Source organism: Clostridium sp. CCUG 7971 (genome assembly GCF_017590215.1).
Classification (GTDB): Bacteria; Bacillota; Clostridia; order Peptostreptococcales; family Peptostreptococcaceae; genus Faecalimicrobium.
Map to the genome: position 1 here is coordinate 12,761 of NZ_JAFFPK010000059.1, position 14,113 is coordinate 26,873.

14 protein-coding genes are annotated in these 14,113 nt (G+C 28.4%); all 14 read right to left on the reverse strand.

The window, feature by feature from the left end:
• Positions 1-23 precede the first annotated feature (23 nt).
• Positions 24-1,964 carry a heavy metal translocating P-type ATPase gene (locus JWF52_RS08355; protein WP_208333127.1) on the reverse strand — a complete coding sequence of 647 codons (1,941 nt, stop codon included), beginning with the start codon at positions 1,962-1,964 and terminating at the stop codon, positions 24-26.
• A gap of 176 nt (positions 1,965-2,140) precedes the next feature.
• Positions 2,141-2,416, reverse strand: a complete 276-nt coding sequence (locus tag JWF52_RS08360) for a metal-sensing transcriptional repressor (protein ID WP_042274691.1) — start codon at positions 2,414-2,416, stop codon at positions 2,141-2,143.
• Between the two features lie 124 nt (positions 2,417-2,540).
• Positions 2,541-3,269 carry an alpha/beta fold hydrolase gene (locus tag JWF52_RS08365; RefSeq protein ID WP_208333128.1) on the reverse strand — a complete coding sequence of 243 codons (729 nt, stop codon included), beginning with the start codon at positions 3,267-3,269 and terminating at the stop codon, positions 2,541-2,543.
• Positions 3,270-3,471: 202 nt separating this feature from the next.
• Positions 3,472-4,845 (reverse strand): PTS ascorbate transporter subunit IIC, encoded by a 1,374-nt coding sequence (ulaA, locus tag JWF52_RS08370; RefSeq protein WP_208333129.1) that lies wholly within the window; start codon positions 4,843-4,845, stop codon positions 3,472-3,474.
• An 89-nt stretch (positions 4,846-4,934) separates the two neighbouring features.
• Positions 4,935-5,207 (reverse strand): PTS sugar transporter subunit IIB, encoded by a 273-nt coding sequence (locus JWF52_RS08375; protein WP_208333130.1) that lies wholly within the window; start codon positions 5,205-5,207, stop codon positions 4,935-4,937.
• A 1-nt stretch (position 5,208) separates the two neighbouring features.
• On the reverse strand, positions 5,209-5,610 hold the full coding sequence (locus JWF52_RS08380) for a PTS sugar transporter subunit IIA (protein ID WP_208333131.1): 402 nt from the start codon (positions 5,608-5,610) through the stop codon (positions 5,209-5,211).
• 18 nt (positions 5,611-5,628) lie between these two features.
• Positions 5,629-7,644 (reverse strand): BglG family transcription antiterminator, encoded by a 2,016-nt coding sequence (locus JWF52_RS08385; protein ID WP_208333132.1) that lies wholly within the window; start codon positions 7,642-7,644, stop codon positions 5,629-5,631.
• Positions 7,645-7,857: 213 nt separating this feature from the next.
• Positions 7,858-8,496 (reverse strand): fructose-6-phosphate aldolase, encoded by a 639-nt coding sequence (fsa, locus tag JWF52_RS08390; RefSeq protein WP_208333133.1) that lies wholly within the window; start codon positions 8,494-8,496, stop codon positions 7,858-7,860.
• A gap of 15 nt (positions 8,497-8,511) precedes the next feature.
• The gene (locus JWF52_RS08395; RefSeq protein WP_208333134.1) at positions 8,512-9,441 is read right to left on the reverse strand and encodes a transketolase family protein; all 930 of its coding nucleotides are present in this window, start codon (positions 9,439-9,441) and stop codon (positions 8,512-8,514) included.
• Positions 9,432-10,259 carry a transketolase gene (locus tag JWF52_RS08400; protein WP_208333135.1) on the reverse strand — a complete coding sequence of 276 codons (828 nt, stop codon included), beginning with the start codon at positions 10,257-10,259 and terminating at the stop codon, positions 9,432-9,434. The genes JWF52_RS08395 and JWF52_RS08400 overlap by 10 nt, the downstream gene beginning before the upstream one ends.
• 34 nt (positions 10,260-10,293) lie before the next feature.
• Positions 10,294-10,689: a D-ribose pyranase gene (gene rbsD / locus JWF52_RS08405; protein ID WP_208333136.1), complete on the reverse strand. Its 396-nt coding sequence runs from the start codon at positions 10,687-10,689 to the stop codon at positions 10,294-10,296.
• Positions 10,690-10,752: 63 nt separating this feature from the next.
• Entirely contained in the window at positions 10,753-11,661 is a 909-nt protein-coding gene (gene rbsK, locus JWF52_RS08410) for a ribokinase (RefSeq protein WP_208333137.1), read from the reverse strand.
• Positions 11,662-11,964: 303 nt separating this feature from the next.
• Entirely contained in the window at positions 11,965-12,789 is an 825-nt protein-coding gene (locus JWF52_RS08415; protein WP_208333138.1) for an MIP/aquaporin family protein, read from the reverse strand.
• 274 nt (positions 12,790-13,063) lie between these two features.
• The gene (locus JWF52_RS08420) at positions 13,064-14,077 is read right to left on the reverse strand and encodes a LacI family DNA-binding transcriptional regulator (RefSeq protein WP_208333139.1); all 1,014 of its coding nucleotides are present in this window, start codon (positions 14,075-14,077) and stop codon (positions 13,064-13,066) included.
• Positions 14,078-14,113 lie beyond the last annotated feature (36 nt).

Consider the following 14,113-nt stretch of genomic DNA (forward strand, 5'->3'; position numbering starts at 1 on the left):
TAATAATATTATCCCTATTTTTATTATATATTTACCTGTTCTATACTCTCTTTATTAAAATCATTTTTATTATAAGTTATTTTATTATTGTCATATATATTATTTAGCTTATTACTTTTCCATTTTAGTAATAAAGCTGAATGTATAATGACAACTACTGAACCTATATTATGAACCAATGCTCCTAATATGGGGTCTAACACTCCAACCATAGCAAGTATTATTGATAAAAAGTTTAATACCATAGATATGACTATATTAATATTTACAGTATTCATTGTTTTTTTAGCTAACTCTAGTAAATGAGGTATATACTTTATATCATCTCCTACAAGAGCTATATCTGCTGCTTCAACTGCAATATCACTTCCTATTGCTCCCATTGCAATTCCAACATATGATTTCTTTAGTGCTGGTGCATCATTGACACCATCTCCTACCATACAAACTTGTTCATTATTTTTTTGTAATTTATCAATTATGTATAACTTATCTTCTGGCAAGCACTCTGGATATACATTATCTATTTTAGATATATTAGCTATATTTTCAGCAGTTTGTTTGTTATCTCCCGTAAGTAATATACTCGTTTTGCCTAATTTATTAATACTTTCTATCATATCTTTTGCATTATCTCTAATTACATCTTCAAGTACTATAAATCCTTTTATACAATTATCTTTTGCAACAAATATAATTGTACTGCCTTTTTCTATGTAAGTTTTAATTTCTTTTTCTTGTTCATTAGATAAAGTTAAATTATGTTCTTCTAATAATTTTTTATTACCAGCTAATATTTTCTCATTATCTATATTTGCATATACACCTTTACCTATTGCCATTTTAAAGTTAGTTGCTTTATATAAGCTGTCATCAAATATTGAGTTATAGTGAGATAATATAGCTTTTCCAAGTGGATGTTCAGAATATCTTTCAACGCTAGATACTAATCTTAATAGTTCATTTTCATCTATGTTTTTGTCAAAAGAATGTACTCTTGTAACTTTAGGCTTTCCATAAGTTAATGTACCTGTTTTATCAAAAGTAATTTTTTTAACTTTAGATAATCTTTCTAAAGCATCTCCTTCTTTAATTAATATACCAAACTTTGTAGCATTTCCTATACCAGCCATTATAGCTGTTGGAGTTGCTAATACTAAAGAACAAGGACAAAATACAACTAGTATTGTTACAGAACGTATTAATTCACCCGTTACAAACCACGTTAATACTGCTGAAACTAAAGCAATAATTACTATCCAAGTAGCCCATTTATCAGCCAATCCTACTATCTTAGCTTTACTAGCATCAGCTGATTTTACTAAGCGTATCATCTTTTGAAGTGAACTATTTTCACCTATTTTAGTTGCTTTCATATCAAATGCACCAAATAGATTTACTGTTCCACTAAATACTTCATCATTTACTCTTTTGTCAACAGGCATTGATTCACCTGTCATAACAGATTGGTCTATAGACGTTTCACCATTTATCAATATACCATCTACAGGAACAGTTTCACCTGGTAAAACTTTTATAATATCATTTACAACTACATCTTTAGCATCAATTACATTTTCAATTCCTTTTTTTATAACTCTAGCTGTAGTTGGTGTTAAATTTATTAATTTCCCAATTCCCTTTTTAGCTTTTGAAAGAGTATATTCTTCTAACATCTCTCCAAGTGCCATTATAAATGCAATTTCTCCAGCTGCAAATACTTCTCCAATAAATATAGATGCAATTAATGCCATTGATACAAGTACTCCTGCTTTTATATTAAAATCAGTTAAAAGGCCTATAACTGAACCCTTAAATATTGGAAAACCACATAATATAACTGCAACCCATGAAAAATCAATTGGTGATGGAATTAAATCTAAGAAACTAATAACTAGAGATATAGCAGACAATACTAGTATTAAAATCTCTCTATTTCTTTCATCTTTTATTAATAATTTCATATATCCCCTCCTTTTTATACCCATAGGGGTATAGGTACATGGTAGTATTATCCATACTATTTGTCAATAAAAATTAATTTAACTAGCTAAATTAATCACACTCTTTAGAATTTATAACTTATATAAAATGTAAATTTTTACAATAAAAAAAGCAGTCAAATTTGACTGCCTAAAGATTACTTAAGTCTTGAGAAATGTTCTATTGCTTTTGAAAACTCTTTAATTGTTTTTTCATGATCGCCATGTTCTAATCCATCTTTTACACAATGGCTTATATGCCCCTCTAATACTATTTGCCCAACTTTATGAACTGCACTTTTTACTGCATTTATTTGCATTAGTATATCTTCACAAGGTATATCCTCATCAACCATATTGTCTATGGCATTTAATTGCCCTATTACTTTTTTAATTCTTCTATGTATATTATCTGAATCCATACACTGACGCATATTACTTCCTCCATCTAGCTTTAATTTCGCTTAATATTATATAGAAAGAATATCATTCATCAATATCAAAGTCAATTAATCAGTTTTGCTATTATTTATTTTATAAATATATCACTAGTATGTTTTAATCTATTGATTCTAAAAATTCATTTATCACTTTCATAAGACCTATAAAATCATCACATTTTATATCATGACCTGCTTTATCAAAGGACTCTATTCTAATACTTTTACTATTTAAATACTCTATGTAATTTAATATGTCTTCTCTAGATAATAATGTTTCTTCTTGTTCTCCTTTTAATAATAAAAATGGACAGTTAATTTTATTTAATTCTTCTTTAAAATAAACTTGATCTGATTCTTTTTCTATACTTTTTAAAGCTTCATATGTAATAGATATTGATTCACAATGTGTATTATAAAACTTAATCGATTCTTTTGACCATCCATTAGGCATTTTTTTATGCTCTGCTGGGTATTCTCCAATTATTAGTCCCTTTAGTAAATTAGGATTTAAAATAGAATATCCTAAGGCATATGATACACCTCTTGAGTATCCCATAATACAAAAGTTATTTAATCCTAATTCCTTTACTACTGAGTTTATATCCTCAACATGGTCTTTTAAAGTATATCCTTTATCTGGCGAGTCACTTTTTCCTCTTCCTCTAAATGATAGTGCAATACATCTTCTATCATTCATATTTTCTATAATATTTATATAATCTTCACAAGACTCTGATAATCCTGGACAAATTAGTAGTGGTGTTTTATTAGTATCCTTTAATTCATTGTCAATATAATGTATTTTTATCCCCTTATTATCTACCCAATTTTCTTTAATTTTCATTTATATATCTCCCCCATTAATAAGCTATCTATATTTATACTACATACTTTATTCTATTACCTTTAAGTGATATTGTAATATTTAAGTAAATTAGTTACTATGCTTAGATTCATTTCTACATTAGATTTATTAAAAAAAAAGATGACCAAGTTAAATATATTGGTCATCTTTTTTATAAAGTAATATCTTTAGGAAATATTTATTAAGCTGTTTTAGATTGATCTGTGTTTCCAATTGTTTTTTTAGGAATTTTACTTATAACTACTAATATTACTACAACCCCAATTAGTATACCTGTAAGCCCTACTTGACCTACAAACTCTTGAATTTTACCTAAGAATACTCCCATAACTCCAAAGTCTGCATCTGAGAATGTAGAGTTTGCTATTCCTAATCCACCAAGTACTGGTAATAATACTACTGGTAACAGTGATACTACTATACCATTTAAGAATGAACCAACTATAGCCCCTCTTCTACCTCCTGTAGAGTTACCAAATACTGCTGCTGTTGCTCCTGTAAAGAAATGAGGTACAACACCTGGTATTATTATTGTAAGCCCCATTGCTCCTAGTGCAAGCATAGATACCACTCCACCTAAGAATGAACTTAAAAATCCTATTAATACGGCATTTGGTGCATATGGAAATACTATTGGACAGTCTAGTGCTGGTTTTGAATTTGGTACTACTTTTGCAGCGATACCTTTAAATGCTGGTACTATTTCATTTAAAACTAATCTAACACCATTTTGAATTAATATAAATCCTGCTGCAAATGTTAATGCTTGTATCATTGAGTAAACTATAAAATTCTTTCCACCTGATAATGTAGTTTCAACGAACTCTGATCCTGCAACTAATGCAACTATCAAATATAAAACTAACATTGTTATAGATATAGATACTGCCGAATCTCTTAAGAAGCTTAAAGATTTAGGAACTTTCATTTCCTCTGTAGACTTAGAACCTTTACCTACTGCTTTACCTACTAACGCAGCTAATGCATATCCTGTAGATGAGAAGTGTCCCAGTGCTACTGCATCATTTTTTGTTATTGCTTTCATAAAAGGTTGACATATTGCTGGAGAAAGCACCATTATTAACCCTAATGCTAAAGAACCTGTAAATATTAAATTAAATCCACTCATTCCACCTGAAACTAGTATTACTGCTATCATACAAGCCATAAATAATGTATGATGACCTGTTAAAAATATGTATTTAAACTTTGTAAATCTCGCTATTAACATATTAGCTATCATACCAAATGTCATTATTAGAGCTGTTGCTGTACCATACTTATCTAGAGCCATTGCAACTACTGCTTCATTATTTGGTATTACACCTTGAACATTAAAACCATATTCAAACATTTTACCAAATGGCTCAAGAGAGCCAACTATAACACCAGCAGCTGCTGATATTACAACAAAACCAACCATTGCCTTTAAAGAACCTTTTATTATATCTTCTATAGGTTTCTTTTGAAGTACTAATCCTAGCACAACCATAACACCTATTAAAACTGCTGGCTCAGATACGAAATCAATTAATACTTTTAAAAATCCGTTCATTTTTGACCCTCCAAACTATTTATTAGTGTCTATTAAAAATAATATTATTCCTTTAATACTGGTTAAATTATTTAACCAGTATTAATTTATTAGCATCCTAATTTTTCTTGTAATTTAACTTTTAATTCATCTTTATCAAATAAAGCATCTAATACTATTAAGTTTGGTAAGTGAGAAGCACTTGGTTCTAAATCTCTAGCTGTTATAAATATATCTGCTTGGTCTGCAGTTGCATCTGCTAAAGAATTATGTGATACTTCAAATCCACTTAAACCTAATTCATTTAAGATTTCGTTTACATTCATTTCTACCATAAAGCTTGATCCTAATCCTGATCCACATACTGCCATTATTCTGTTCATTTTATACTACCTCCATTATCTCTTCTTCATTATTTGAATTTAATATTTTATTTAATTTGTTTTCATCCATACATATACTAGCTACTGTTTGCATTAATTCTAAATGGGAATTGCTATCCTTAGCACTTAAAGTTAAAAATAACTCTATATCTTTACCTAAAAAATCAACAGGTTTATTTAACTTTAGTAGGCATAAATCATTTTCTAATGCTCCATCTTCTGGCCTAGCATGAGGCATTGCCAATTTAGGTGCCATGCAAAAATATGGCCCAAACTCATTTATCTTATTTATTATTGCATCAAAGTAATTATCATTTATTGAGTTTCTTTCCTTTAAGATGTCACAAGATATTTTTATAGCTTCATCATAGCTATTTACTTCATCTAATACCTTTACTATCATGACATTTCCCTCCAATCCTTAAGAATATTGTTTTACTATTTCTAAAACTTCACTTTCACAAGATGCATTTAAGATTTTTTCTAAATTACTTTTGTTAGACAACATCTTATTAATAGATACTAATGCATTTAAGTGTGATTCTTTGTCCTTCGGTGCCAAAACTATAAATACTCTAGCTTTATGTCTCTCATTACCCGAAAAACATATTTCGTCCTTAAATGTAGTTAAACTAATTCCTAACCTATTTACACCATTTTCTGGTTTAGAGTGAGGAAGAGCAACATTTTCTAAAATTATTATGTATGGCCCTAAATTTTCAATATTTCTAATCATTGCCTTTACATAAGACTTCTCAATAACACCTAGTTCTATTAAACTTTTTGAGCTAACTTTAATTGCATCTTTCCAATCTTTTGCTTCTTGATTTAAGCTGATTGTATTTTTATTTAAAAGGTCTGCTAATGTAACCTTATAAATTTCATTTTTTTCTTCAGTTGATGAAATTATGTTTTCAATTTCTTCTCTTAATTTATCTTTGTTTGTAACTGTAGAATATCTCTCTACACTATTCATTATTCTCCTTACAATCTGTTGACCTAAGTTGAATTTTGATTGAGTACTAGATATTTGAGATATTAGATTTTGTTTATCTAAATTATTTAGTACTGGATTTACTTTTATTACATTTCCATTATCCTTTGAAATATCAACAGTTGTTATAGCAAAGTCATAACTTTTTTCATAATTATTAAACTCATCCAGTGATAAAATATCTTTTATCTCTATTAAATCGAAAATGTCTTTTATCTGACTTTTTAACAGTTGTGAGGTTGCCATTCCAGAGTTACATACAATTACTATTTTAGGAATTTTTATTTCAACTCCCATTTTTACTGCATAGCCACCAAAATACATTGATATAAATGCTAATTCATCATCATTAAAAAAACATCCTAGTACTTCTTCAACATTCTTTACTATCTGCTTAGTAAACTGAAATATTGATTTGTACTTATTTTTTACTTCTTCCTTAATATGGTTAGGATAATATACACCGTATCTTAATCTAAAAAGTGATGGTACTAAATGATTAAATATATTATTTGTAATCTCTTTATAATCGTCTATATAGATACAAGATATCTTTTCAAATTCTCTAACCATCATATTTATTTCATACATGTATTTATCTTTTATTGATTGCTTAATGAAAAACTCTTTTATCTCACTATCTCTAATAATAAAAGTTTGTATATAGTAGATTTCACTATCTGCTATATCTTTATTTAACACTTTTCTTAATTCTACCAGGATATCGTTTGCTAAATTCTTACAACTTAATGATTCTAAAAAGTTTATTTCATCCTCTGAGAAACTTAAACTTTCAAAATCTCTATAATAATGCTTATACATATTTGTTAGATACTTTAACGAATAATTAATGTATGTTTCTTTTTCTACATTTGGATTAATACTTTCTAAAGTTTCTTTTAATGCATTATATTCTTCTAAAAACTCACATTCTTTAAATAGATAGCTGTAGTTATTGTATAAGTTAATAAATAAATATCTTCTATCTTTTAGGTCTCCTTTTATTTCATAACCGTTATAAGATTCAATTTTTAGTTTATATTTACTTATATAACTTCTAGCATCTTTTAAATCATTCAAAACTGTATTTCTACTTACTTGCAGTAGATTACAAAGTTTTTCTATTGTAAGCTTGTCATTATATGTAAGAATGTAAATTACTATTTTTAGGTATCTTTCTTGCGGAGAAAGTATATAATCTTCACTTGCATACTTTAACAATTTACTTATTTTTTCTTTATCTTTGCTGCTTAAATAATATCCTAAAGTTCTTTTGTTTTTAAGCTCAACTGAATTTATTCGTAAATAGTGTTCTAGTTTTTCTATGTCATAGTAGGTTGTTCTCCTTGACATATTGAGCTTTTTAGAAATTTCTTGTGTTGTTGCATAATCTTTTTTTATTAGTATTTTAAGAATTTCTTCTAGCCTTTTATTTATATACATTTTGTTTGCCTTTCTTTAATATCAATATACTACATATTCATTTTGCACAAAAGATTAAAAACAGTCAACTTTTTTGTGCAAAATTTTGTACCCAACTAAAACTATATATTTTTATACAAAAAGGCTAATACCAATGAGAATAGTTCTAATGGTATTAGCCTTTTGATTAACGTTGCTACCCTTAAGCCACGTGTGATGCTATGAAATTTTTAATTACATATTTTTATAATCAGCTAAAAACTTTTCTATTCCTATATCAGTTAAAGGATGTTTAGTCATTTGCTTTAATACACCAAATGGTATAGTGGCAATATCTGAACCTGACAATGCACAACGTGATGCATGTATTGGATTTCTAATACTTGCTGATATTATTTCTGTCTTTATGTTATGAGTTTTAAACATAGCTGAAACTTCAGTTATTAAATCAGTTCCAACCATACCTATATCATCTAATCTTCCAACAAATGGACTTACATAAGTAGCTCCTGATTTTGCTGCAAGTAATGCTTGCTGTGATGAGAATATTAAAGTTACATTAGTTTTTATTCCCTTTTGAGATAATATACTAACTGCCTTTAATCCTTCTATGCACATTGGTATTTTTATAACTATATTTTTATGTAACTTTACTAATTCTAAAGCTTCTTCTACCATTTTATCACACTCTAAGCTTATTACTTCAGCACTTATTGGTCCATCTACTATAGAACATATTTCATTTATTACTTCTTTTAAATCTCTTCCTTCTTTAGCTATTAATGAAGGATTAGTTGTTACACCATCTAATATTCCCCATGTTGCTGCTTCTTTTATTTCATCTACATTTGCTGTATCTATAAATATTTTCATAATCTCTCTCCTATGTTAATTATTTATCTCTTCTATTACTATATTTTTTATATTTTCTTTAGTTAATCCATAGTGTTCTAATAACTCTTTAGGTGTACCTGATTGTCCAAAAGTATCTTTTATACCAACTTTTCTTACCTTTACTGGCGATTTTAAACTTGTTACAGAACATACTCTATCACCTAAACCACCTATTATTGAGTGTTCTTCAAATGTTATTAAACATTTTGTCTCTTTAGCCGCTTTTACTAATATTTCTTCATCTATTGGCTTTATAGTTGGCATGTGTATTACTCTTACACTAACATTATCATTTTCTAATTCTTTTGCTGCTTCTAATGCTAGGTTTGTAGTAAGACCTGTCGTAACTATTGTTATATCATTACCTTCTTTTACAGTTACACCTTTTCCCACTTCAAACTTATAAGTTTCGTCAAATAAATCCTCTGCTGCAAGTCTTCCTAGCCTTATATATACAGGACCATTTATTTTTGCTGCTTCTTTTATTACTTGAACAGTTTCGGCCTCATCTGCTGGAACTATTACTGTCATATTTGGAAGTGATGACATTAAAGCTATATCTTCTATTGATTGGTGAGACCCACCATCTTCTCCAACAGTTATACCTGCATGAGTTGCAGCTATCTTTACATTTAAGTTTGGATAACATATTGAATTTCTTATTATTTCAAATGCTCTACCTGTAGCAAATACTGCAAATGTACTTGCAAAAGGTACTTTACCGAAAGATGCTAGACCTGCACTTAATCCCATTAGATTCTGTTCTGCTATACCTACATTTATAAATCTATCTTTATATTCCTTTGCAAAATCTGCTGTTTTAGTAGATTTTGATAAATCTGCATCTAATACTACTATATTCTCATTTTCTTTTCCTAATTGTACTAATGCTTTTCCGTATGCTTCTCTAGTAGCTAATCCCATTTTGCTTCCCCCTTAGACTCTAATTCTTCTATTGCTATATTTCTTTGTTCTAAACTAGGAGCATTTCCATGCCATCCGGCTTCATTTTCCATAAATGAAACACCTTTACCTTTTACAGTCTTAGCTATTATAACTGTCGGGATTCCTTTTGTACTTTTTGCATTATCAAATGCTTTTTCTATTTCCTCAAAAGAGTGCCCATCTATTTCTAATACGTTTAAGTTAAATGCTTTTAATTTATCTTTTAAAGAATATATATTCATTACATCTTCATTTTTACCATCTATTTGTAATCCGTTATTATCTATTACTAAAGCTAAGTTATCTAATTTATAGTGTGCTGCTGCCATAAGTGCTTCCCATACTAATCCTTCTTGCATTTCTCCATCACCAAGTAATGAGTATACTCTAACATTACTCTTATCTATTTTTGCACCTAAAGCTATACCTACTGCATTTGATATACCTTGACCTAAAGAACCAGTAGATACATCAACACCAACTAATTTCTTGCTATCTGGATGTCCTTGTAGGGGTGAATGTAATTTTCTTAATGTGTTTAACATATCTTTATCAAAGTAACCTCTTTGGGCTAATGTTGCATATAAAACAGGTGCTGCATGACCTTTACTTAGTACAAATCTATCTCTATCTTGTTTTTTTGGATTTTGTGGGTCTATATTCATTTCTTTAAAGTATAAATATGTAAGTATTTCAACTGCTGATAAAGATCCCCCTGGATGTCCTGATTTTGACGAATAAATCATATCAACGATATTTTTTCTAATATTGTTAGCATTACATTCTAAATTTTTCATAATTTTCCCTCTCTATTTTGTTTCGATTAAATTATTAAAATACTACTCCAGATTTTAATATTATATTTGCATATGGTGTAAATTCCCCGGTTCTAACTATTGCCATAGACTCTTTAGTCATAGTTTTAAAATCTTCATGAGCTACCTTAGTTATTTTTATATCTTTAAATCTTTTTTCTATTTCTTTATACATTTCATTACTAACTTTTTCTATTTCAGAAGCTATTACAACTTCTTCAACTTTTAATTCTTCTAATACTGTATCTAATGTATCTAAAAATGTTGGTATTCCTTTACTTAATGCTAAATCTATTCTCTCAACGTTCTTCGGTATTGGAAGACCACTATCACATATTGTTAACATATCTGTATGCCCCATTTTAGCTATTACTGATGATATGTTGCTATTTATTAAAACTGATTTTTTCATATTTACTCTCCTTATTTATGTGCTATTTTTTAATTTAGATATTTATAATTTTTAGTAATTGTACTAGAACTTGTGATTTTCAATATCGTATAAGTTAGGTATTGAAGTTTGTGCTCCTATTTTAGTAACACATAAAGCCCCTACTTTTGATGCAAAATCCATAGCTTCATCTATACTCTTCTTTTGAGAAAGTGCTACTGATAACGCTCCTGTGTAACTATCCCCTGCAGCTGTAGTATCTACTGCATCTACTTTATATGATTTTTTAAATTCCATAGTATCCTTATCTAAGTAAAGACTTCCCTTAGATCCTAAGGTAACTATAAGTTGTTTTACACCCTTTTCTAACATTACATTAGCAGCTTTTTTTATATCCTCTTCACAGTTTATGCTTAATCCACTTAATATCTCTAATTCAGTTTCATTTGGTGTTAATAAATCTACATTTTTTATAATATCATCGCTTAACTTAACTGCTGGTGCCGGATTTAATATTGTAAATTTACCTAATTCTTTTGATTTCTCTAAAGCATATTTTATTGTATCTATTGGTGTTTCAAGTTGTATTACTACTGTAGCACTATCCTTTATTGCATCTATACATTTATCTATATCATCCTCTGTTAACTTAAAGTTTGCCCCTGGTGATACTACTATAGAGTTTTCAGCATTTTTATCTACTGTTATAAGAGCTACACCACTTGGTCCTTCTTCAACTTGTACATACTCAGTATTTACATTGTCAGCTTTTAATTGTTTTAATAAACTTTGTCCAAAACCATCATTGCCGACTTTACCTATCATGTATACATCTCCACCAAGTCTTGACGCAGCAACTGCTTGATTTCCACCTTTTCCACCTGGTATTTCTTTAAAGTTACTTCCTATTAAAGTTTGACCTTTTTTTGGCATTTCACAAACATTTACAACTAAGTCCATATTAAGGCTTCCTATTACACATATTTTTTCCATATTAAATTCCCCTCTCTCTATTATCATTTAATTCTAATTTGTCATATATATTTTCATATATTAAACATTTAGAACTTTATAAATATCGTTTTCCTTGAATATATAATATAACATTTTTTTATTAATTGCAATTATTTTTTCATGTTTTTTACATAATTCTTACATATTTTTTACATATATTATTTACTTTTAATCAACTGACATAGTAGTTTGAACAACGAGTTTGATAACCACTTGAGCAAAATGAATTTTTTGTATAAAAATTGCATTAGTATAGTATACTAATGCAAACATTTTCCCATTCTATGAAGTTTGACTTATTAAATCATTTGATATCTTTTTATCTTTACTTAATAGCTTAATAGTAATAAATGTAGCTATTGTTAATCCTAACACCATATAAAGTCTATAATCTACTATACCTTCATACAAAGCAATATGTACTAATCCAGAAGTAGTTGCCCCCATTATAGGTGCTACTATAGGTATCCATGAATATCTAAAATCAGAACTTCCTTTACCTGGTATCGGAAGTAGAAAGTACGCTAAACGTGGACCTAAGTCTCTAGCTGGATTTAATGCAGCCCCTGTTACCCCTCCAAATGATGTTCCTACTAAGAATATTAAACATCCAATTGCTAAAGGCTTTAATCCTTCTGGGAATGTATTTGTATCCATTCCTAATATACAAAATACTAATCCAAATGTTACTATATATTCACTAAAGAAGTTTGCTACATTATTCCTTATAGTCGGTGCTGTTGCAAATATTGTTAACTTAGTATTTTCATCATTTGTTTTTTCCCAATGATTAATAAACTGAAGATAAACTAAAAGTGAACCAAACATACCACCTGCTATTTGTGCTAGTATGTATCCTGGTACTAATCTCCATTCAAAACTTCCTTTTACAGCTTGCATAATAGTTATTGCTGGGTTAATATGTGCACCACTTATGTCTCCTACACAAAATATAACCATAGCAACTGTACATCCCCAGGCAATATTTATTGCTACATTTCCTGCTTGATACGAGCCTGAAGTTTTTAATGCATTTCCTGCTAAAACCCCACATCCAAAGAATATTAACATTGTTACACCTATAAATTCTGCTAAGTATACATTCATTTTGATTTCTCCCCTTTTATAATAATTATTTAATTATAATTTCCAACTGCTAAACTTGATTGACTAGCGATGTCTTTTATTTTCAGATTTATCTCATTTTTAAAATATCGTTTTCCTAACTTATATTCATATGATATATTATTTTTTTTATTTTTTCAATACTTTTTTTCACATTTCTTTCATATTTTTTCCATGTTATTTTTAGTTTATTTCATTTTTATTTCATATATTTTCATAAATACTATTTCTCAAAAAAATAGAGGTAATTTTACCTCTATTTTTTATCATTATCTTTTAATTTTTCTGAACCTCTAATTACAACACTTGGTTTTAATACTATATTTTGAGTAGTACAAGGTTCTTCATCCATTAATTTTTTATATAATACGTCAAAAGCCATTCTTCCCATTTCTGAAGTTGGCCTAGAAACAACACTTATATTTAATCCTAAGTATGTAAAGAAATCTAGATCATCAAATCCTAATAGTGATATATCTTGTCCTATTTTTATATTCATCTCATTTAATGCATTTATAGCACCTAATGTCATCATATTATTACAGATAAATATTGCTGTTACATCTTTATTGTTTTTTATTATCTCTTTCGCTTTGTTATATCCTGATTCAACATGGTAATCACCTTCATGTATATACTCTTCATTAATTTTTAATCCATTTATTTTATGAGCTTGTTTGTAGCCCTCTAGTCTAAGCCTTGCTGTTTCGTATTCTAGCGGGCCTGTTATTACTGCTATTTCTTTATGTCCTGAGGTTATTAAAGTATCTACTCCATCAAATGAACCCTTTTGATTATCAATAAAAACTCCATCAAAATCACAAAATATCAAATCTCTATCTAATAATATTACAGGTACACCTAAAGAGTTTAGTTTTTGAATATGTTGCTTAGTTGTTTCCCTATTTTTTATAGTCGTGGTAATTACTAACCCACAAATATTAAAATCACTTAACGCATCAATTATTTTCATTTCCTTTTCTATATTTTCACCGCTATCAAATGAAAATACATTATAATTTAATTTTTCTGCTTCTTCAGTTAATCCTTTAAGTACATCTGTAAAAAACATATTCGATAAGTCTGGAAATACTACTGCTATGTTTTTTTCCCTTTGATATGTTTTGTCTTGGTCTTTTATTTCTTGTATTGCATTTTTTATAAGTTCCCTTGTTTCTTGTTTTACATATCCTGATTTATTTAAATATCTAGAAACCGTAGCTATAGATACCCCTGATTTAGCCGCTATATCTTTTACTTTTATATTCATATAAGTTTTCCTCAATTCCATAATTTAATACTTTGC